General features: G+C 70.0%; 19 protein-coding genes. 7 read left to right on the top strand and 12 right to left on the bottom strand.

Features of this window, described 5'->3' with window-relative positions; translation table 11 throughout:
• On the bottom strand, positions 1-1,070 hold a 1,070-nt coding region (locus VKN16_18100; GenBank protein ID HME96123.1), incomplete at its 3' end, for a sigma-54 dependent transcriptional regulator.
• Between the two features lie 159 nt (positions 1,071-1,229).
• Entirely contained in the window at positions 1,230-2,024 is a 795-nt protein-coding gene (locus VKN16_18095) for a hypothetical protein (protein HME96122.1), read from the bottom strand.
• A gap of 200 nt (positions 2,025-2,224) precedes the next feature.
• On the opposite strand from VKN16_18095, the gene VKN16_18090 reads away from it, so the two are divergent.
• Positions 2,225-3,304 carry a mandelate racemase/muconate lactonizing enzyme family protein gene (locus tag VKN16_18090; protein HME96121.1) on the top strand — a complete coding sequence of 360 codons (1,080 nt, stop codon included), beginning with the start codon at positions 2,225-2,227 and terminating at the stop codon, positions 3,302-3,304.
• Between the two features lie 12 nt (positions 3,305-3,316).
• Here the strand turns inward: VKN16_18090 and VKN16_18085 are convergent, their stop codons facing one another.
• Positions 3,317-4,249: a cyclase family protein gene (locus VKN16_18085; protein HME96120.1), complete on the bottom strand. Its 933-nt coding sequence runs from the start codon at positions 4,247-4,249 to the stop codon at positions 3,317-3,319.
• Between the two features lie 343 nt (positions 4,250-4,592).
• Between VKN16_18085 and VKN16_18080 the strand changes: the two genes are divergently transcribed.
• Positions 4,593-5,594, top strand: coding sequence for a TAXI family TRAP transporter solute-binding subunit (locus VKN16_18080; protein HME96119.1), 1,002 nt, complete (start codon positions 4,593-4,595; stop codon positions 5,592-5,594).
• Entirely contained in the window at positions 5,566-6,408 is an 843-nt protein-coding gene (locus VKN16_18075; protein HME96118.1) for a hypothetical protein, read from the top strand. The genes VKN16_18080 and VKN16_18075 overlap by 29 nt, the downstream gene beginning before the upstream one ends.
• 39 nt (positions 6,409-6,447) lie before the next feature.
• Here VKN16_18075 and VKN16_18070 read toward each other — a convergent pair whose 3' ends face one another.
• Positions 6,448-7,890, bottom strand: coding sequence for a chlorohydrolase family protein (locus tag VKN16_18070; GenBank protein ID HME96117.1), 1,443 nt, complete (start codon positions 7,888-7,890; stop codon positions 6,448-6,450).
• Positions 7,891-7,953: 63 nt separating this feature from the next.
• Between VKN16_18070 and VKN16_18065 the strand changes: the two genes are divergently transcribed.
• A complete protein-coding gene (locus tag VKN16_18065) occupies positions 7,954-8,916 on the top strand; it encodes an LD-carboxypeptidase (protein ID HME96116.1) in 963 nt (320 codons plus the stop codon).
• Positions 8,917-9,049: 133 nt separating this feature from the next.
• On the opposite strand, the gene VKN16_18060 is transcribed toward VKN16_18065, so the two are convergent.
• The 3 genes from VKN16_18060 to VKN16_18050 form a co-directional block, all read right to left on the bottom strand.
• On the bottom strand, positions 9,050-9,430 hold the full coding sequence (locus VKN16_18060; GenBank protein HME96115.1) for a hypothetical protein: 381 nt from the start codon (positions 9,428-9,430) through the stop codon (positions 9,050-9,052).
• 183 nt (positions 9,431-9,613) lie between these two features.
• Complete coding sequence (locus VKN16_18055) at positions 9,614-10,564, bottom strand: fatty acid desaturase (protein HME96114.1); 951 nt, start codon at positions 10,562-10,564, stop codon at positions 9,614-9,616.
• Positions 10,565-10,575: 11 nt separating this feature from the next.
• Entirely contained in the window at positions 10,576-11,679 is a 1,104-nt protein-coding gene (locus tag VKN16_18050; protein ID HME96113.1) for a hypothetical protein, read from the bottom strand.
• Between the two features lie 267 nt (positions 11,680-11,946).
• On the opposite strand from VKN16_18050, the gene VKN16_18045 reads away from it, so the two are divergent.
• From VKN16_18045 to VKN16_18035, 3 genes are read left to right on the top strand one after another with little or no spacing between them, the layout of a single operon-like run.
• Entirely contained in the window at positions 11,947-12,711 is a 765-nt protein-coding gene (locus tag VKN16_18045; protein HME96112.1) for an N-acetylmuramidase domain-containing protein, read from the top strand.
• Positions 12,712-12,714: 3 nt separating this feature from the next.
• Positions 12,715-14,085 (top strand): alkaline phosphatase family protein, encoded by a 1,371-nt coding sequence (locus VKN16_18040; protein ID HME96111.1) that lies wholly within the window; start codon positions 12,715-12,717, stop codon positions 14,083-14,085.
• 30 nt (positions 14,086-14,115) lie between these two features.
• Complete coding sequence (locus VKN16_18035) at positions 14,116-15,564, top strand: patatin-like phospholipase family protein (GenBank protein ID HME96110.1); 1,449 nt, start codon at positions 14,116-14,118, stop codon at positions 15,562-15,564.
• A gap of 13 nt (positions 15,565-15,577) precedes the next feature.
• Here VKN16_18035 and VKN16_18030 read toward each other — a convergent pair whose 3' ends face one another.
• From VKN16_18030 to VKN16_18010, 5 genes are all read right to left on the bottom strand, one after another.
• A complete protein-coding gene (locus VKN16_18030) occupies positions 15,578-15,754 on the bottom strand; it encodes an ABC transporter substrate binding protein (GenBank protein ID HME96109.1) in 177 nt (58 codons plus the stop codon).
• 589 nt (positions 15,755-16,343) lie between these two features.
• The gene (locus tag VKN16_18025) at positions 16,344-17,588 is read right to left on the bottom strand and encodes an LLM class flavin-dependent oxidoreductase (GenBank protein ID HME96108.1); all 1,245 of its coding nucleotides are present in this window, start codon (positions 17,586-17,588) and stop codon (positions 16,344-16,346) included.
• 90 nt (positions 17,589-17,678) lie between these two features.
• On the bottom strand, positions 17,679-18,173 hold the full coding sequence (locus tag VKN16_18020) for a M15 family metallopeptidase (GenBank protein ID HME96107.1): 495 nt from the start codon (positions 18,171-18,173) through the stop codon (positions 17,679-17,681).
• Positions 18,170-19,225 (bottom strand): hypothetical protein, encoded by a 1,056-nt coding sequence (locus VKN16_18015; protein ID HME96106.1) that lies wholly within the window; start codon positions 19,223-19,225, stop codon positions 18,170-18,172. The genes VKN16_18020 and VKN16_18015 overlap by 4 nt, the downstream gene beginning before the upstream one ends.
• Before the next feature lie 37 nt (positions 19,226-19,262).
• Positions 19,263-20,334: DUF2235 domain-containing protein (locus tag VKN16_18010; GenBank protein HME96105.1), on the bottom strand; the 1,072-nt coding region annotated here is incomplete at its 5' end.

Below are 20,334 nucleotides of genomic sequence, written 5' to 3'. Positions count from 1 at the left end.
GCTTGCTCGATGCAGTTCTCCAGCTGCCGCACGTTGCCCGGCCACTCCGCCCCCACCAGCAGCTCCAGCGCCCCCGCCGTCAGCCGTGGCACCCGCTTGTGGTGCGCCGCCGCAAACTTCCGCAGAAAATGCTCCACCAACACCGCAATGTCCCCCCGCCGCGCCCGCAGCGGCGGCACCTCCAGCATCACCACCGCGATCCGATAGTACAAATCCTCCCGAAACTGCCCCTCCCGCACCGCCCGCCGCAAATCCTTGTTCGACGCCGTGATCAGCCGGATGTCCGTCCGCGTCGGCTTGCTCCCCCCCACCTTCACGAACTCCCGCGTCTGAATCACCCGCAGCAGCTTCGCCTGCAACGGCAGGCTCAGCTCACTGATCTCGTCGATGAACAGCGTCCCCGTGTGCGCCAGCGCGAAAAACCCCGTCCGATGCTCCACCGCCCCCGTGAAGCTCCCCCGCACGTGCCCAAACAGGTGGCTCTCCATCAGCCCCTCCGGAATCGCCGTGCAGTCCAGCGTCACCAGCGGCCGCTCCCACCGCGCACTCTGCGCGTGAATCGCCCGCGCGATCAGCTCCTTGCCCGTCCCCGACTCCCCCCATATGCACACGTTCGCGTCGCCCGGCGCCACCTTCTCGATCTTCGCCAGCACCTCGCCCAGCGCCCCCGACTGCCCCACCAGCCCGTGCGCCCCCGGCCCCCGACTCGCCCCCCGCGGCCCCAGCCCCAACCGGCGCACCACCCGCTCCAGCGCCGCCACCAGCTCCGTCTCGCCCCCCGGCCGCTCCACCCACTGCACGCCCGGCAGCGCCGGCCCCGCCCCCGCGGCCCCCTCGTCCCCCAGCACCACCACCGGACTGTCCGGCCCCAGCCCCAGCCCCCGCAGCCGCTGCCCCACTTCCCACGCCGTCAGCGGCGCCTGCAGGTTCACCACCGTCAACGCCGGCCGCCCATGCGCCTGCACCGCCAGCTCCATCTCGTGCAACGACCCGATGAAGTGCGGCTGCCAGCCGTTCAGACTCGCTAGCCCACGGACTGGAGCCGAGAGCTCCATGGTCTCGTCAAGCACTAGAACATTCACAGGTTTGCACTCCTCGAAGGATTTGCGTTCCACGCAAGCGGACCACGCAACGCTCGTGCCACCGGGAGACTGCAACATTGGCAGGTTCTTATAAAACATCGAGGGATGACCGACGCCAAAAGCTGGTGGGGGATGGTCCAAATCTTGTCACCTGATTCGAGGACGCGCTTCCTTATAACGTCGATGGTTCCACACGACGGTCCCGAGCAACAGCAGGTTCAGCCCGACGAGCGCGACCGTGCCCGGCTCTGGCGCCGGATGCGGCGCGACGGGATCGCCGGGGCTGAGCACGAGCACCACGGGTGAAGCAAGATCCGGCGCTTCTCCACCGAACGGAAGACCTCCCAGCGCGGTGGGGAGACCATGATGCCGGCTGCCGACGCCTCCGCCACCTCCGCTCGGCCACGGGCCGGCGTTACCCTGGCCGCCGCCGGCGAGTGGCCAGGAGTCGAATGGTCCGGCGGTCGACGACCCCGCAGTCGATGACGGAGACGGATCTGGATCACCCGATTTGCCATCGGTCGGCCCGATTCCGCTGGTGAGCAGGCCCGACGGTGGCTCGTCGGCGCTCAGCAATCCGGACAGCGAATCGGCAGAGCCCGGCTCAGGAATGCCTGGGATGTTTCCGGCCTCGGGCGTGATCATCGTCAGATTCTGCGGAGCCAGTCCTTCGTGCGAGCCGGCAGAGCCATGGGCGGTGCCGGACACCTCATTTAGCAGCGCCTCCCAGACTTCGCTCGGAATGCCGGCCAACGCCGCCGGGTCTCGCAGATCCTTCTGGGGGCCCGCCGTGAGCGTCGCCGCCCACGGAAGCGCGCCGAGCCCACCGCGCAGCGGCCACAGGTAGAGCGGCAGCAGGATCAGCAGGAGGATCAGCACCCCGATCACGAACTTCCAGCCGCGACCGGCGGGCAAACTGGCGGCGTCCGAGGATGACGACATGGCTCACCTTGCAGAGCGAAGCCCATGCCATTGCTTGACGTGAAAATTCACTAGCAGAATTAAATAGTTGTCGTCGCCTCAGATGCGCCGGCATGAATTGCGTGGAAATTCGCGCGGTGCGTGTGGTGATCATGGTTCTATTCAGGGCAGCCAACTACCCAGCCATTGCGTCCGCGGCCGGCGGACCCTAGGATGCCGCCATGAAGATCACCACGATCGACACCGCCATCCTCAAGATCCCCACCCGCAAGCCCATCGCCCTCGATTTCCCGTACCACAGCCTCGTGGTGGCCCACGTCCACACCGACGAGGGCGTCACCGGCTTCGGTTACACGCTGGCCTTCGGGGGCGGCGGCGTGGAGTCGATCCAGGCCTATCTCCGCACGCGGCTCGCGCCGCTGCTCACCGGTCAGGATCCGGTGATGGTCGAGCGCCTGTGGGAACGGATGTATCGCGCGGATCGCGGCATCAAGCGCCAGGGCATCGCGGCCTACGCGCTCAGCGCACTCGACATCGCGCTCTGGGACATCGTGGGCAAGGCGGCGGGGCTGCCGCTGTACAAGCTCTGGGGCGCGGTGACGGATCGCGTCCCCGCGTACGGCAGCGGCGGCTGGCCGAGCTACGCGCTGGCCGACCTGATCGGGGAAGCGCAGTCCTACGTCGCGCGCGGCTGCCGCTACTACAAGATGAAGATCCACGACCCGGATCCGCGGGTGAATCGCGAGCGGGTGGCCGCGGTGAAGCAGGCGGTCGGCGACGGCGTGCGCATGATGGTCGACGTCAATCAGAAGCTCGACGTGCTGGGCAACCTGCGGCAGGCACGCCTGCTCGAGGACCTCGATCTCGTGTGGTACGAGGAGCCGGTGCTGGCCGACGACCTGGCCGCGTGCGCGGAGGTCGCGCGCGGCATCAACATTCCGGTCGCGACCGGCGAGAACAACTACACGCGCTTCGAGTTCCGCGATCTCATCGATCGCCGCGCCGCCCGCTATCTGATGCCCGACATCTGCCGGGCCAACGGCTTCAGCGAGACCCTCAAGATCGCGCGCCTCGCCGCCGCCCACCAGGTGGCGGTCTCGCCCCACGTGGTGCACGAGCTGTCGCTGCAGGTCTCGGGGGCCATCAGCAACGGCTTCCTGGTCGAGTGGATCGACTGGGTGCCGGAGGATCTGTTCGCCGAGCTGCCCGTGATGGACAAGGGAGACTTCCTCGTTCCGAATCGCCCCGGGCACGGCATGAGCCTGGCGCCCGGGGCCGAGCGCAAGTACCGCGTCGAGTGAGCGGCGCCTCGGTCAGAACACCGCGAGCGGATTGGCGGGCGAGCCGGTGCCGCCGACCACCACGAGGGGGGCCACCACCAGCATGAAGTCGTCCCGCTGCTCCTCGGTGGCGACGTGACTCAGGGGCTCGAGCAGCGCGTTGTCCACCAGCGCGACGCCGTAGGCGAACAGCGCGGCGTGCACTGCCCAGGGCACGTCGTAACCCACCGGCAGGTGGTCCAGCATGTCCCACACCAGCACGCTGACGTCGTGGTCCCGCAGGAACTCGAGGCACGAGACGTGAAGTCCCGGCCGCTCCGTAGGGCCCGGCCCGAAGGGCCGCCCGTACGGGCGGTCGCCGTTGGCGGCCTGCCACGCCTCGCGACCGGAATACACGCAGACCGCATCGCCCGGCTCCAGCGCGATGCCCCGCGCGCGCACGATGTCCTCCAGCTCCCAGCCGTGAACCGGACGGTCCCAGGTGACGGAAGGGACGCCGCGATGCCGGGGCACGTCGAGCAATACGCCGCGCGTGATGATGCCCTCGGCCCAGTGCTCCACCGAGCCGAAGGTCGCCCCATCGAACGTGATCTCCTTCTTCGGATCCCGCCCGTTCCACATCGCCTCGTCGTCCCAGGTGTGGCAGAGCGCGTCGATGTGCGTCGAGGCAATGCCGTGATAGAAGATGCCGTAGTAGTCGGCCGCGAAGCCGCCCGTGCCGCGCGGGAGGGTCCGCATGTAGTGATGCGCCGGCAGCGCATTGTTCGGGCCGGGCTCCTTCGGGAAGGGGCGGCTCAGCGACACGCTCCGGCCCGTGCGCACGAGTCGAGCGGCCGCCGCCCGGCGGGCCGGCGTGATCAGGTTGAGGGCGCCGATTTGATCGTCCTTCCCCCATCGACCCCAGTTGCGGCGATCGCGGATCAATGCGCGGACTTCCTGTTCGGTCGGCAGCGGGCGCTCTGGCATGAAGGGATCCTCCGAGAGCGGGACTCTACCGTCCCGGCCCCGCCGGCGCAACTCATGACGCGCCGCGCTAGGACGTTGACTGGTCGGTGGCCGTGTGTCATGGTGGGCGCCCTCGCGCTTTCGGGCCCAGCGCGCGGGCGGGCGGCGATGATGTCGGAGTCGCGGCCGGAAGGTGACGGGGTAGCGGCTATGTTGGGTAACACATTATCCAGTAGTGTTGAAATCCTCACCCTGCAGTTCTCGCATGCCTGGGCTCAACCCACCGGTTTCGCTCAACTGTCGTGGCTGGTATGTGCCTTGCGACCACCCGGACCGGGGTAAAGGTCCCCCAAAGGAGAAGACCGTGAAGAAATTCATCATCCACTGCTCGGCGGCCATCCTGATGTTGCTGATCGCGGCGAGCCTGTGCCCGGCCGCGGAAGACATGGGGATCATCACCGGGAGCGACAAGGGCACCTACTACCAGTTCGGGCTCGACCTGCAGCGGTTGATGAAGCCCACCGGCGTGAATCTCACGGTGCACACATCGAAGGGCTCCATCGAGAACGTGTTCGCGGTCTATCAGCGGCCGGGCGTCCAGCTCGGTATCGTGCAGTCCGACGTGCTGGCCTTCGTGGCCCGCGTGCAGTCCGATCCGGTCCTGAGCCGCATCGCCAAGAAGACCCGCATGGTGTTCCCGCTCTACAACGAGGAGGTCCACCTCCTCGCCCGTCGCGGCATTCGCGACTTCGACGATCTCACCGGCAGGCGCGTGGCGGTCGGCCGCGACGGCAGCGGCACCTACCTCACCGCGCGGCTCCTGTTCAAGCTCTCCGAGGTGGCCCCGAGCGAGATGGTGCCCATCGACACCGGCGAGGCCCTGGCCGAGCTGAAAGCCGGGCGCATCGACGCGATGTTCTACGTCGCGGGCTACCCGGTGAAGCTCTTGAAGGAGGACGTCACGGAGCAGGACGGCCTGGAGCTGATCCCGATCACCAACAAGAGCATCACCGAGTTCTATCCGCGCGCCGACATCCCGGGCGACGTCTATCCGTGGCAGAAGACGCCGGTCAACAGCGTGGCGGTCAAGGCGGTGCTCGTCTCCTTCGACTTCCGCCGGAAGGATTGCGACAACGTCGGCCGCTTCGCCCAGACCATATCGCGGCAGATGAGCTGGCTCACCCAGAACGGCCACGCCAAGTGGAAGGCGGTCGACCTGAACTATCCGCTCAAGGGCTGGGAGCAGTACGACTGCGTGCGGAAGTACGTGGGCACCTCCGTTCCGGGCACCGCGGCCGCGCCGGCCAAGGCCAATCCGAACGAGAACCCGGTATTCAATGCCATCAAAGGGCTTCTCGACGAATAAGCGCGCCCTGACGCTGTGGATCGCCGCCGGGGGCCTCGCGCTCCTGGCCGCGGTCGTGTACGTGTGGCCGTTGGACCCGGCCGACTACGCCCCCGTGCCTCGCCGCGCTGAGCCCGACGGCGAGACGGTGGGCTGGGTGTCCAAGGTCGAGTCCAGCACGATCTACGTCAATTCCGGTCCCTTCGGCGGCGGGATCGTCCCCTTACTCGTTACCCGCAACACGCGCGTGACGGTGGGCTCCAAGGAAGGCTGGTTCGAGGACATCCGGCCGGGCGGCCAGGTGAAGGTCGCCTACGACGTGTTCGAGGGCCGCCGCATGGCTCGCACCGTCGAGCTGCTGGTCGATGAGGGCGCCCGGCGAGTCACCGGGAGCCAGCCGCGACCCAAAGGTCCGACCGGGCCGGCCGTCACCGAGCGCGGGCCCGCCACGGCCAGGAGCGAGGCCGAGGAGCGGCCCGCCATCGTCGACAGGCCGGTCGAACCGGCGGCCGGGACTGCCGCCCCCAGCAAGCCGCCCGCCGCCCCGACCGAGAAGCCGAACGGGTCGTCACCGGCGCGTGAGGTCCGGGCCGCCGCGAAGCCCGAGCCCGCGCGCACCCCGGCGGCGGAGCCGGAGCGAAGCCGAACCCCGGCCACCGCAGCGCGCAGCGGCGGCTCCGCGCACGAGACGGCTCGCCCACTCGAGCCGTCGCCGCCATCCGCGGCCGCGATCCCGACGACGTTGCGGTCATCCGAGCCCCGGCGGGGCCCCGAGGGCGGCGGAATAGCGGACGGCTCGGACGCGGTCGACTGGCTGTTGAAGCAGCGCAACTAGGCGGGGCCGGTCCCGGACCTTCGCCGTCTCGACCGAAGCTCAGGCGCTCCAGTCCGGGTAGGTCTGCGGCGAGAGCTGATCCGCGCCCCGCCCGGCACGGTCCGACTTCGCCATGCGCGGCCACATGCGGTCGCCGGCGGCCTGCAGGGCGGACAGGATCGCGCGCTCGTCGGCCGCCAGCACGCGGCCGCCGTCCACGACCATGCGTCCGTTGACGTACACCCGGTCCACGTCCTCGTCGGTGGCGTTGTAGACGAGGTTCTTGATCGGATCGCGCAGCGGCGTCATGCGCCACGAGGCGCCCTTCCAGAGCACGAGGTCGGCCTTGGTCCCGGGGGCGATGCGCCCCAGGTCGTCGCGGCCGAGGGCGCGGGCCCCTCCGAGCGTGGCCGCGTCGAACACGTGCGCGGCGGTGGTGGCCTCGGTGTTGCGCTCCACGATCTTCGAGCACACCGCGGCCCAGCGCATCGCCTCGATCACGCTCTGCGGGTTCGTATCCGTGCCGAGCGACATGTTGACGCCGGCGGCGCGATAGCGGGCGAAGGACTCCATCAGCACCCCCCGGCGCGCGAACACCCAGACCGCGTGGGCCACCGAGCAGCCGGCCTCGGCCATGATGGTCACGTCACCCGCCGGATAGTTCGTCCACGAGGAGCCGCCGACGATGATGGCGTGCCCGAGGATGGTCCGAGGGCCGAGGACACCCAGGTCGCGCATCCACGCGATCGGCGTCTTGCCGTGGCGGGCCACCATCTCGTTGAACTCGACCACCGACTGGGCGGTGTGCACCTGGTAGGGCGCCCCGGCCTCCTCGGCGTGACGCCAGGCCTCCTGGAGTAGCGCGGGCGTGCAGGTGTCGATCTGCGCGGGCGAGAAGAAGCAGCGCACGAGCCCCCCGTGGGCGCCGTCGTGCCGGGCGTGGAACTCCACCGCGCGGCGGAGTCCCTGGCGGCCCTGCTCCTCGTTCCACTCCCACTCCACGCGCTTGCCGTCGCGCGTGAGCCATCGGCCCGAGCGGAACGCCTGGCCCACGTACACGCGGAGACCGTAGTGAGCGGCGCGCTCGACCACGTACTCCCCGAGCGCGCCGATCTCCATCACGGTGGTGACGCCGCCGCGGAGCAATTCGGCCATGGAGAAGTCCACGCAGGCGCGGCCGCCCTCCTCGTCCTGCCCTTCGCTCCGCACCGGCAGCATCTCGAACAGGCCCGAGTACCAGAACTGCGGGCTGCCGCGATCCTCGATGAACGAGCGGTCGAGCGGCGAGCCGCCGATGTGGGCGTGAGTAGAGATCAGGCCCGGCGTCACGATACGGTCGCGCGCGTCCACCGTCTCGTCGACCGTGCCCTCGAAGCGCGACCCCACCGCGAGAATGTGGTCGCCCTCGAGCACCACGATCCCGTCCCGCAGGAGCCGATGGCCCCGGCCGTCGAAGGCCAGGACGTGACCGGCCCGGATGGCGGTGCGCTTCGTGTGACTCATGGGCGTGGGGGCCGAGCCTAGCCGCGCTCCCCGGACAAAGTCAAGGCACGGTAAGATGCGGCCATGCCCCTGCTCCGGCCGCGCCGTCTCGCCGCGGGCCAGACCATCGGCCTGGTCGCTCCGTCGTCGGCCCCCAACGAGCCCGAGCGCATCCGATTCGCCACCGAGACCATCGAGTCGCTCGGCTTCCGGGTGAAGCCGGGCGCGCACGTCTCGGATCGCGACGGCTATCTGGCCGGGACCGACGCGGGACGGGCCGCCGATCTCAACGCGATGTTCGCGGACGAGTCGGTGGACGCCATCTGGTGCGTGCGCGGCGGCTACGGCGCCTCGCGCCTGCTGCCCGCGCTCGATTTCACGCTCATGCAGCGAGCGCCCAAGGCGCTGATCGGCTACAGCGACATCACCGCGCTGCACATGGCCATCCAGCGACACGCCGGGCTGGTCACCTTCCACGGCCCCGTCGCCTTCCGGTCCTTCACGTCCTACACGGTGGACGCGCTGCGGTCAGCGCTGTGGGCGCCGGAGGCGCCGATCCGGCTCGCCGCGCCGCCGCCCTTCGAGAAGCGCGAGGGGCAGGTTGACTGGGACAACCGCGTGACCACGCTCGTGCCGGGTCGAGCCCGCGGACGGCTGCTCGGCGGCAACCTGTGCCTGATGTCGCACCTGGTCGGCACGCCCTATCTGCCCGACCTGCGGGGCGGCATCCTATTCCTGGAGGACGTCGAGGAGGCGTACTACCGCATCGACCGGATGCTCACCCAGCTCTGGCTGTCCGGTGCGCTCGCCGGTGTCGCGGGCGTCGCCTTCGGTAAGTTCACCCAGTGCGACCCCTCGCCGTTCTTCCTGCAGAACCGCCCGCTGGAGGAGATCCTGGCCGAGCGCTTCCGGGCCCTCGGAATTCCCGCGGTGAGCGGCCTGATGATCGGCCACGTCGACGATCAGGCCACCGTGCCGGTGGGCTGCCTGGCCGAGCTGGACGCCGACGCGGGGACCCTCACCCTGCTCGAGCCGGGAGTGACCTAGGGCCCCGACCGCTCGAGAGGCCCAAGCCGCCCAGCTCGCCGGATGTCGGAACGCCGTGGAAACGGCGGGCGTGCTGGTGGCGTCCTGGGAATGCTACGGGAGCGAGTGGAACCGGAGGAGGCGAAGCGGGGGACTACAGGGACGACGGGTCTTCGGGCTCTTGCTCTTCCTCGGGAGCGGGCGCGATCTCCTCGGGAGCCGGGGCCAGCAGCCAGCCGGCCACCTCGTACAGCGTAGTCGGATGCGGATCCCCGGTCGTGGCGAACAGGTCCTGCGCCTCGGTCAGGCTCATCACGCACACGTCGGAGGCCGGACGCCCTTCGCGCGCCTTGCGCATGAGCTGGGCCTGCTTGGGAGTCGTCACCAGCCACAGCATCGCGCCCGGCAGATAGTCGACCCGCACCGCCAGCACATCACCGTGCTCGAGGAGGCTCTCGTAGAACTCCCGACCGCGCCGGGACAGCGTCCGGTGGTGTCTCAGAACCTCCTGCAGGGTCACCACGCTCGGGGTCATCACGGCTTGTGACAGGCAGCAAACCGCGCGCCACGAAATGAGCCCCATGAATCCGAATAGTTACAGGACAGCTTCCCGAACGGGCTCGCGCGGGATTGTCACCGAGGGTGCCGCAGAATGCCAGCCACGAAAGCCGACGGAAAGCACGACGGCGCGGCCCAGGTCTGCCGAGCCGCAGGGTCCCTAGTCGGCCGACTTCGCGCGCCCGGAAGCGGGCGCGGGCTGTCGGAACAGGTAGCGGTTGACGGTGACCGTGGCCGCCACATACCCCGGCTCCACATGCTCGATGCGGCATCGGAGGATCGCGTGCAGCCGCGGGAGCGCGTGGAACGGGATCGCCGGGTAGGCATGATGCTCGGCGTGGTACGGCATGTTCCAGGCGAAGAGGCGGACGAGGGTCACGCTGAGCGTGGTCCGCGTGTTCTCCAGGCAATCCCGGGCGGCGCCGCAGCCGGTGTGCTCGGCGAGGAGATACGGACGGAGGAACGCCTGGCCAAGAATCCACGGGGCGATCCAGACCAGCAGAGCGACGGCAGTGCCGGACATCACCGATGCGGCGGCCGCCAGCGCATACCCGAGCAGGTAGAGGTGCGCCTCGATCACGAGCGGGCCGCGCTCCGACGGGGCCATCCATGGCCGGTCGGCGATACCGGCGGCGAGGCGCAGGATGTCGCCGACCCGACGGATCGCGTTCGGGATCCCGGTGAGCACGAGCACATAGGCGACCGGCGAGGCCGGCTTCGGAAAGTACAGCTCGGGATCCCGCGACGCATCCTGCGTGTGCCGGTGGTGCTCCCAGTGGTAGACGCGATAGTTCCGGTACGGCCAGAACGTGAGGAATCCGGCGAGGTGACCGACGAGCGCGTTCAGCCAGCGGGTCCGGAAGGCGGTCCGGTGCGCGCACTCGTGGAGCGCGCAGAACGCGAACACCAGCACGTAGGCGTGCGCGACGAGCACGGGCAGGGCCCACAGGCTGCCGCGGAGCCTCCAGAGCAGGGCTCCGGTCACCGCGAGCGCGCCGAAGTGCCAGACCGCGCGCCCGATGGCGGGCCCGTTCGAGCGAGTCATCAGACGCCGCAGATCCTCGCGGGGAACGTGGTCCGCGGTGAAGCGGACGAACGTCTCGTCGTCCATGACGGCGAGACCTAGCCGAGCTCCCGCCCGAGCACGGTCAGGAACGAGTCCTGGGCCAGCTTGCGGGCCACCGTTCCCGCGAACGAGCCGGCAGCCGCCCCGATCAGCGGATTGGTCTGGAACTGCGACACTCCCTGCGTGCCGATCTCGACGCCGCGCATCGCCGCCGACTCCGTCATGGCCGCGAAGCCCCGGAACCAGGAGAGGAACTTGGTCGCGATCGCCGCCTTCTCCGCTTCCTGGGTCTTCCGTGCCCGCAGCGAGTCGGTCACGCCGCGGAAACGCTCGTTCAGGTCGCGACCGCTGTCGTACGCGCTCTCGACGATGACGCGAATGATGTCACGGATGTAGTGCTCGGCGGTCGGCTTGGAGAAGAGGCCCTTGACCTGCTGGACTCCCGCGGCCGCCGCGGCCTCCACGCCGCCTGCGAGCGTCACCTTCGACAGCGCGCTCCCGATGTCCGACAGATGCACCGGGGCCACGACGCTCGCCCCGTCGACGGTTCGGTAGCCGGCCGGCTTGAAGAAATAGTCCAGCAGGCCCCGCTCGACGCTCCGCGGGATCTCGATGACGTTGGCCAGCCCGCTGCCCTGCGCGGCGTTGACGAGGGTGGCGAACGGGAGAACGGTCCCCATGTCGCCGCCGATGAACGGCTGCAGCCTGGTCCACTCGCCCACGCTCGCGAACACGTCGGTCCGTCCCGGCTTCACCGACACCGCGTCGATCCGCGCGAAGAGCGCATCGCCGGCCTTGCGGATGCTCGCGGTATCCGCGGCGGCGACGAGGCTGGCGATCTCGTCCTCGAGATCCATCTGCTTGAAGAAGGCCAGCCGACCGCGCAGCGCGGTGCGGATCTTGCCGAGCAGCTCGCCGGGCCCGGGCCCGTCGGGCACCGTCGGCACCGCGCTGCTCACGATGTCGAGCAGGAAGCCCAGGGTGACCCGGGGCGGCCCGTCACCGGGAGCCTCGAGCTGCGCGACGAGCGTGTCCCCCGGCGACAGGGCGATCTTGAAGATCTCGACCGGATTCCCGTTGGCCGTCTTGGCGAACACGTCCTTCAGGACCTGGCCCAGTCGATCGTGGATGAGAGCGGTCAGCGCGTTGGGCGTGCTCACCGTGGCACCTCCTGTCGTCCTGCGGGTCGGTGATCGACGAGAGATCTCGGGCGCCGACATCCGTCGGCCGAGAGCCAGAATGGCCCGCCGGCCCGAAACGGTCAAGCGACTTGGTGTGCCCACGACGCAATAAGGGCAGAAGACGGTTGACTGGCGCGCGGCGGTGATCGATTTTCGCAGGAGAACCGCATCCGGGGCGCGGGCCGGCGCGCTGGAGACGAAGGCGTCCGCGCGCCGGCGAGCGCGCGCGGAGGGGAAGGAGCCGACATGGAATTCGCGGGTTCGGGCAAGGCGCTATCGAGCGGCGGGATCGAGGCGGCGGCAGAGCGGCTCGGAGTGGACCCGGCGCGCATCTGGACCATCCTCCGCGTGGAGACCCGCGGCTGGGGATTCCTGTCCGACCGACGGCCGCAGATCCTGTTCGAGCGGCACTGGTTCCACAAGCAGACCAGCGGCGCGTTCAGCCAGCAGGCGCCCGATCTCAGCAGCGCCCGGGCGGGCGGCTACGGGCCCGGGGGCGCCCCGCAGTACGATCGGCTGATGCGGGCCATCACGCTGGACCGCCGTGCTGCCCTGCGGAGCACGTCGTGGGGTATCGGGCAGGTCATGGGCTTCCACGCCGAGTCGCTCGGCTATCCCGACGTCGAGACCATGGTGAAGGCCATGGTCGCCGACGAGGACGAGCAGCTGCGGGCGGTCGCCAGCTTCATCGTGGGCAAGGGCCTGCACCGGGCGCTCCAGCGCGAGGACTGGTCCGCCTTCGCGAAGGGATACAACGGCGCCGACTTCGCGAAGAACCACTACGACGAGAAGCTGCGCCACGAGCACGACGACCTCGTGGCCAACGGGCTGCCGGACCTGCGGCTCCGCAACGCCCAGATGCGCCTGCTGTTCCACGGACTCGACCCCGGCCCGATCGACGGCGAGCTGGGCAACCTCACGCGCGCCGCGCTGCGAAGCTTCCAGACGCAGGCCGGCCTGCCCGCCACCGGGGCGCTCGACGAGGCCACGCTCGCCCGGCTCGAGGCGTAGCGCATGGCGATCCCGCCGGCGATCCGGCACGTCGTCGTGCTGATGCTGGAGAACCAATCGTTCGATCGATTGCTCGGCTTCGTGCGGCTGGACGATGCGGCCCAGCGCCTCGACGGCCTGACCGGTGACGAGACGCTGCCGGTGACGGTCGGCGAGCCGGGCCGGATGATCCGCCTGGGGCGGGGCACCGCGCCGGCGCTCCACGTCACGGATCCGAATCCCGGGCATCAGTTCGAGGACATCGCGATGCAGGTCTTCGGGCGCGAGCACGTGCCCGATCCGCCCATCCCCACCATGGACGGGTTCCTCGCCAACTACGCGCGCCAGACCGATGACGACGACCGGCCGATCGGGCCCGACCGCGCGGCGACGGCCCTCGCCGGTCTCGACCCGGGCCTGGCCCCCGTCATCTCGACCCTCGCGCGACACTTCGTGGTCTGCGACCGCTGGTTCTCCTCGGTGCCCGGCCCCACGTGGCCGAATCGCTTCTTCGTTCACGCCGCGACCTCCAACGGCTACGTGGAGAGCCCGACCGACCTGCAGCAGCTGGCCGGCTTTCTGGGCAAGCGGTTCCGGATGCGGACGATCTTCGAGAACCTGATGGCGGCCGGACACACGTGGACGGTATACTTCGGCGATCACGCCCAGGCTTTCGGGATCAGCTCGCTGCACCGGTACGCGGATTCCAACTTCCGCCGCCTCGAGATGTTCGCCGCTGACGTGGCCGCGGACCGACTCCCCAGCTACGCGTTCCTGGAGCCCCCCTACATGGACGCGCCGGGCAATCCCGCGGCGGATCAGCATCCGCCCCATCATCTGCTCGACGGCGAGCGCCTGATCGCCCAGGTCTACGACACGCTGCGCGGCACCGAGGCGGTGTGGCGCAAGTCACTCCTGGTGCTGCTCTACGACGAGCACGGGGGCTACTTCGATCACGTGCCCCCGCCGGCGGCGATCCCCCCCGACGCGGCCTCGGCCACGAGCGAGAAGTTCCGCTTCGACCGGCTGGGCGTGCGGGTGCCCGCGGTGTTGATCTCGCCGTGGGTGCGCAAGGGGTGGGTGGATCATCAGGTCTACGATCACACTTCCCTGCTCGCCACCGTGAAGACCCTCTTCGGTCTGACCGGGTTCCTCACGCGACGGGACGCGGCGGCAAACGTGCTGAGCGACGCGAGCTTCCTGCCCGCTCCGCGGCTTCTCGACGACACGCCGGGGAACCTGACGCGCCTGGTCCCGGATCACGTGTCCACCCCATCCCGACCCGGGAGGCTCTCGGATCTCCAGCAGTCGCTCGTGGCGCTCCGCGCCGCCCTGCGCGCTGCTCGCGTGGGTGGTCCCGGTCTCGAGTCGGCGAGCGGTCCCCCGGCGCCGTAGCGCACGTCCTCGCACGCCAAGGAGCGTGACATGACCGATCGGATGTCTCGGCGACGTCGCCCGCGGTGGCTCGTGGCGCTGGCCATGCTGCTCGGCGGCTGCTTCGCCCAGGTGCAAGACCTGCCCCCGCTGACCGTGAAGCCCGCCTTCGCCCCCGTGCCCGAGGCCTCGCCCGACCTGCTCGTCGGGCTCGCGATCTCGGGCGGCGGCAGTCGCGCCGCCACCTTCGCGGCCGCCGTCCTGGAAGGGCTCGCCCGCATCCCGGTGAAGGACGCCGGCGGCCAGCGCAGCGTGCTGGAGCGCGTGCAGTACATCTCGAGCGTCTCCGGCGGCAGCCTCGCCACCGGCTACTTCGCGGCCCGCAAGCCGGGGCGCGCCGAGCCGATGCTGGGCAGCCAGGGGCGATTGTCGCCCACGTACGAGCGATTCTTCCGGGAGTACCGGGCCGCGATGCAGGACAACTTCGAGGCGGCCGCGGTCTGGCGTCAGCTGCTGCTCTTCCGCGCGTTCAATCCGACGAAGGCGGCGTATTCCTTCGCCGAGGTGTGGGACGAGCGCTTCCTGCACGGAATGACGTTCAGCCAGCTCTACGAGCGCGAGCGGGCCGGCGACAGCCCGCGGATCATCTTCAACGGGACCTCGTACAACTCGGGCCGCCGGTTCGCCCTCACCACCCTGCCCGCCGCCGACTTCGACTATGACTTCGTGGCCGGACTGCTCGAGGACCTGATCCGCCGATCGGACCGGGTGACCGCCGAGGGCAAGGCGATCATCCGCGCCAACCTGGAGCAAGCGCGCACCCAGTTCCTTCCCCTGACCTTCGAGCAGCTGGGCGCCGACCACCGCGAGCTCCCGATCTCCCTGGCCATGGTGTCCTCCGCGTCGTTTCCGCCCGCGGTGGGGCCGGTCACCTACGCGATCGACGGGCGGCCACCCTACGAGCACGTGGGCGACGGCGGCCTGTTCGACAACCTGGGCACCGAGTCGCTGGCCACCTTCTTCCTCAAGAAGATCCCGCGTGATTCGCCGAAGCGGGGCCTGATCATCGTCATCGACGCCGCGTTCCCGTTCGACGCCAATCAGGCGTTCCTCGACGGCAACCGGCGCGGGTTCCAGGTGTTCCGCAACGATCCCTCGCGCATCGTCGGCATCATGGAAGAGCGCGCCAACGCCTATCAGCTCATGCTGTGGGACGCCCTGCGCACCGAGGGCATCGTGCTGCCCGACTTCGCCAACCTGCGGGTCGAGGTGCTGCGTCACACCGAGCCGGACTGGGGCGTCTTCACGGATCTCCCGGAGGAGTGTCGGAGCGCCTTCACCGCCGACGTCACCGCCAAGGCGATCAAGGAGGCGGTGAGCCAGATCCCCACCCGCTTCCAGGTCTCCCCCTGCAACGCGGCCCTGATGAGCCAGGCCGCGCAGAAGGTGGTGGACCTGCACCGGCGGCGGATCGTGGAATTCCTGGAGCGGAGCCGCTGAGCGGCGCCCGCGCCTACTCGACGACCTGGTCGGCGCGGAACAGGACCGACTGCGGCACGGTCAGGCCGAGCGCCCGCGCGGTCCGCAGATTGATCACCAGCTCCACCTTGGTGGGCTCCTCCACCGGCAGATCGACGGGCTTCGCGCCCCGGAAGATCTTGTGCGCGAAGCTCGCGGCCTGGCGATACATCTGCTGTACAGCATCGGGAGCCCTTCGAACTGCAGATCGTAGGCGATCTGCGCGGCCCGCCGGGCCGCGTCCACGAAACCGACGTTGTAGCCGTGGACGAAGACGAGCGCCTCGGGCAGGACCCCGGTGCTCACCAGCTCGCGGACCCGGGCCACGAACTCGGCCCGCTCGAGCGAGACCGCCCCGAGGGCCAGCACGAACTTCTCGGGATCCTGGCGAAACTGCAGCTTCCACCACCGCGGCTTGTCGAGCGTCCCCTTGCGGTGATCGTCCGGGACGCTGACCTTGACGATCCCGAAGCTGAGCGCGGCCGGGTTCGCGCGATCGCCGGTGAAAAAGGGCGGCTGTCAAGGCTCGGCGGCCGGCGCGCGGTCGGTCGCGTAGAAAACGGGAATCTCGGAGCGCGGCTTCGCACGCGGGCCATTCGGAGCCCACGAGGGCGGGCAGGTCGGGCAGGATCTCCGCGAGCGACGCGATGAGCAGGTCAGCGTCGAGCATGCCGCCTCCCTTCCCGAGCGGCAGCCCGCGATGGCGGCGCGGCCACCATCGTCGACGACCGCCGGCGGTCAGATCGAGATTGCGCGCCCGCTCAGCGCGAGGTGAGCCGCTCGCGGGCCTCGTCGAGATCCGGCACGTTGCTGGCCGAGGCGGCCAGGAGCGGCGACTTGGTGACCTTCAGCGCGGCGGCCGCCGCCTCGTTCTCGGTGATCTTGGCCATCACCGCGTCGCGGGCTCGGTTGAAGTACTCGCGGTTGTTCGCGACGAACTCGCGCGAGGTGCGCAGACCGGTGAGGTAGCCGTTGATCTCCGGCACCACGTAGCGCGCCACCATGTCCCAGCTGCGCATCGTGTTCTCCGGGTTGGCCCAGTCGTGCACGAATCCAACCACGGTGCCGAATCCCCCGGAGCGCTCGAGGACCGACTTGATCCGCTCCACCAGATCGTCCGGGGTGCCGATGGTAGCGACCGCGCCGGGGGCGAAGGCGGTCTTGTCCACCGCCTCGTCGGGGTCGGTGAACGGACGCGCCCCCGGCCGCTGCAGCGTCGCGGTGATGTACTCGTTGTGGTGGCGGAGCAGGCCGTCGCGAGCCTCGGCCCGCGCCTTCTCGCGCGTCTCCGCCACGTGCCAGCTCAGCAGCACGCGCCAGTTCTTGCGGTCGACGGTCTGGCCGTGCTTGGCCGCCGCGTCTTCCGCGAAGCCCCACTGGGTGGGCAGCGCGTTGAGGCCCTCCTCGGAGAGCGATCCGATCGAGATGATGCCGATCCCGTGCTTGCCGGCGAGCGTCATGCCCGAGGGGCTGATCTGCGAGGCGACCGCGCACGGCATCTCCTCCTGCAGGGGCAGCAGCTGCAGCTTGGCGTCCTGCAGCGTGAACCAGTCCGACTTCATGGTGACGCGCTCGCCGCGGAACAGCCGACGGATGGCGCCGATGGCCTCGTCCTGGCGGTCGCGGAGGAGCATCGGGTCGATCGCGAGGGTGTGCGCGTCGGAGGCGAGGGCGCCCGGACCGGAGCCGAAGATGGCGCGACCGCCGGTCATGTGGTCCAGCTGGACCATGCGCTGGGCGACGTTGTACGGGTGGTGATAGGGCAGCGAGACGACGCCGGTGGCGAGCTTGATGCGCTTGGTCCGCTCGCCCGCCGCGGCCAGGAACATCTCGGGCGAGGCGATCATCTCCCAGCCGCTGGAATGGTGCTCCCCGCACCAGAACTCCTCGTACCCCAGCGTGTCCAGGTGCTGGACGAGGTCGAGGTCCCGGCGGAACTGCAGCATGGGATGCTCGCCGATCGGATGGTGGGGGGCGAGGAAGGCGCCGAAGTTCAGACGGGGCATGAGCGGATCTCCTGGTCGATCAGGGTGAGTGCCCCCCAACGGTACCATCGCTCGCCGAGCGTCGGCCACCTCGCCCGGGGCGCACCGGCCTCACGCCACCATCACCGCGCCCGCCGCGTCCCAGACCGCGGGCAGCCCGCCGGCCGCGATGAGCACCCGCGCGGTGTCCGACGGGCTCGGCTGGCAGCGGCCCCACTGGAAGTGCGGCAAGTCGCGCTGCTTCCACTCCCCGCCCCAGCGGCACCCGAACTTGGTGAACGACTCGGCGACCCGGGCGAACCACTCCTCGGGCTGGTCCCAGGCCTTCGACTTCGAGATCACGTCGACCGCCAGCCCGTACCCGTGCCAGCTCTGCAGGTTGGTGGGCGCGTTGGTCACCGGCTTGATGGGGGGCACGACGGTGCGGCCGCGCGCGTAGTAGAGCGCCTGCAGCTCCGGCGAGCGGTACGCCTCGTACACGTAGGCGTCCAGCCCGCGCGCCTGACAGTCGGCGATGGCGCGCTCCACCGCGACCCGGAAGACCGGGGCGAGCAGGGCAAGGTCGCGGCTCACCGTCGGTGCCGCGTCGGCCGTGCCCGCGCTCATATCACGCCCTGCTTGGGGTCGCCGTGGGCCCACTCGTGCGCGTGGATCGGCGGGACCGGCGCGGGAGCGGGCACGGTCGGGAGCGGCGCCGCCGCCGGCTCGCGGAGAATGTCCTCGGGGGCCTTCTCCTTCGGCTTCACCGTCGACCGGATCACCATCACCCGCTTGAGCACGTCGAACCAGAACGGGGCGCCCAGGGAGATCGCGAAGGCGGTCAGCAGCCAGCCCGGAACGTGATACGGCGCCTGACGCAGCACCGCGTCGCCGACGCAGGCGAGGCCGCACTCGTCGGTCCAGGCGGGCAGCGAGCGCGCCCACCCCACCGGGAAACCCAGGTCGTGGAGCTCGGCGCGCAGGGCCTTCACGTCGGCTCCGATCCGGCTGCCGTCGCGGGCCGCCGTCTCGGCCTCGGCCACGATCGCCTTGCGGAGCGAGTCGTCCTGCACCAGCGACTCGACCACGGTCAGCGTATCCGCGTTCACCGCGGCGGTCAGGGCCAGCCCCACCGCGAAGATGATCATCTGGGTGCGGCGCTTGTACCAGCCGGACACCCGCTCCATCGAGCTGTCGAACCACGTCTCGACGTTGGCCTGCGCGCGTCGGAGATCGCCGTGCGCGGTATCGATCGCGGTCAGCAGCGCGCGCTGCACCGGCGCGTTCGGGAGCCGGCCGACCGCGGCACGCAGCGAGTCGATCGAGAGGGGCGCGGCCCCGGCGGGCGCGCCGGTGCCGCTCGGCCCGCGGGCCACGATGTCCAGCAGGGCGACCGCGAAGCTCCCGGAGGGAATGTAGGAGGGCAGGTTCCGGCGGCTCGTCGACGGGTCGTACGCGCCCTTGAACAGGCCGAAGACGAGCGGGTGCTCGTAGAGCGCCTTCGTGAGCCCGGCTCCGCCCGGATCCTGGAGCAGCTCGCGGATGCCGGCCTCCAGATCCCCGGCGCGCGACTTCAGCTGCGACTCGATGGCCTCGCGGATCGACGAGGCGATGAGGCTCAGCAGCAGGTACATCAGCACCAGACCGATCGCGACCTCGAGCACTTGCGACCCAAACATGCTGACCTCCCCGTGGGCGGCCGGCGAGGCCGGCGGATCAGCCGAAGACGGGCAACGTGTCGGCCTTCACGTTCGCGGGCACGTAGTCGCCATCCTGACGGCGGTTGTCCTTCTCGTCGAGGATCGTCGCGCAGCGCTTCCCGATGCGGTGCACCAGGCTCGGATGCAGCAGCACCTTCGGAGCGACCCGCAGCGACTCGCCCCCGGGTCCGGTCACCGTCGGCCCGATCGCCCGCACCCCCTCGGGGATGAGCTTCCACTTCGCGCTGAGGTCCTTCCAGGCCCGATCGAACGAATCGTGCTGCGCGGGCAGCGCCTGGAGCGTCAGGTCCGGCGTGGGGCGCCGCGGGTCGATCACCAGGCCCCGGTCGGCGGCCTGGCGCATCATGAAGTCCCAGGTGATGTCGCCGACGCCCTTGTCGTGGTACCCCCCGCCGATGTCGGAGTGCACGCCCGGGAACCACACCTGCAGCACGCTCTGCCCCGCGATGGCCGCCGCGTTGGCCGCCTGGGTCCAGACCGCGGGTACGTAGGGCCCGCGCTTTTCGTCCACCGCGAGAGCCTGCACCGCGTTCTCCACCGTGTCGCCGAGCAGGGTGTCGTGGAAGCCCACGATCGGCTCGTTCACCCGCGCGACCGCCGGGATCGGCACCCCGAGCGCGCCCACCGTGTCGTAGACGCCGAGGAACTTGATCGTGACGGCGCCGTGGGTGGGCAGGCGGTCCACGTCAGTGCCGAGCCGGCCCACCGCGTCGCCCGCGGTGCTGACCAGCCAGCCCCGGATCCGATCGAGGTCCCAGCCGGACGGACGGGCCACCACGCGAGCCGAGGCGTGATCGATCATCACGTAGCGGTCCATGTAGGTCCGCCACACGGCCTTGACGCTCGGCTTGTCCAGCAAGCCCGCGGCCTTGATGAAGCCGCAGAGCGAGCGCGCGGTGTAGGCCCCGCGCGAGAAGCCGAACAAATAGATGTCGGTGCCCGGCGCGAAGTTGTGCCCGAGGAAGTGATAGGCATCGCGCACGTTGTCGGAGAGCCCGGCCCCGACCCCGCCGCCCAGCAGCCGGTCGAACCAGTGGGTGCCGACGCCGGCGTCGTAGAACAGCACG

Source organism: Candidatus Methylomirabilota bacterium (assembly GCA_035315345.1).
Classification (GTDB): domain Bacteria; phylum Methylomirabilota; class Methylomirabilia; order Rokubacteriales; family CSP1-6; genus CAMLFJ01.
Note: the sequence above shows the minus strand (reverse complement) of the source record. Positions and strands in the feature narration are given on the sequence as shown.

Coding starts and splice junctions, on each gene's coding strand:
- VKN16_18020 (HME96107.1), bottom strand. CDS start 18,173: ATGAGCGCGGGCACGGCCGACGCGGCACCGACGGTGAGCCGCGACCTT.
- VKN16_18025 (HME96108.1), bottom strand. CDS start 17,588: ATGCCCCGTCTGAACTTCGGCGCCTTCCTCGCCCCCCACCATCCGATC.
- VKN16_18060 (HME96115.1), bottom strand. CDS start 9,430: ATGACCCCGAGCGTGGTGACCCTGCAGGAGGTTCTGAGACACCACCGG.
- VKN16_18055 (HME96114.1), bottom strand. CDS start 10,564: ATGGACGACGAGACGTTCGTCCGCTTCACCGCGGACCACGTTCCCCGC.
- VKN16_18015 (HME96106.1), bottom strand. CDS start 19,225: ATGTTTGGGTCGCAAGTGCTCGAGGTCGCGATCGGTCTGGTGCTGATG.
- VKN16_18075 (HME96118.1), top strand. CDS start 5,566: ATGCCATCAAAGGGCTTCTCGACGAATAAGCGCGCCCTGACGCTGTGG.
- VKN16_18095 (HME96122.1), bottom strand. CDS start 2,024: ATGTCGTCATCCTCGGACGCCGCCAGTTTGCCCGCCGGTCGCGGCTGG.
- VKN16_18090 (HME96121.1), top strand. CDS start 2,225: ATGAAGATCACCACGATCGACACCGCCATCCTCAAGATCCCCACCCGC.
- VKN16_18035 (HME96110.1), top strand. CDS start 14,116: ATGACCGATCGGATGTCTCGGCGACGTCGCCCGCGGTGGCTCGTGGCG.
- VKN16_18030 (HME96109.1), bottom strand. CDS start 15,754: ATGTATCGCCAGGCCGCGAGCTTCGCGCACAAGATCTTCCGGGGCGCG.
- VKN16_18085 (HME96120.1), bottom strand. CDS start 4,249: ATGCCAGAGCGCCCGCTGCCGACCGAACAGGAAGTCCGCGCATTGATC.
- VKN16_18040 (HME96111.1), top strand. CDS start 12,715: ATGGCGATCCCGCCGGCGATCCGGCACGTCGTCGTGCTGATGCTGGAG.
- VKN16_18065 (HME96116.1), top strand. CDS start 7,954: ATGCCCCTGCTCCGGCCGCGCCGTCTCGCCGCGGGCCAGACCATCGGC.
- VKN16_18045 (HME96112.1), top strand. CDS start 11,947: ATGGAATTCGCGGGTTCGGGCAAGGCGCTATCGAGCGGCGGGATCGAG.
- VKN16_18070 (HME96117.1), bottom strand. CDS start 7,890: ATGAGTCACACGAAGCGCACCGCCATCCGGGCCGGTCACGTCCTGGCC.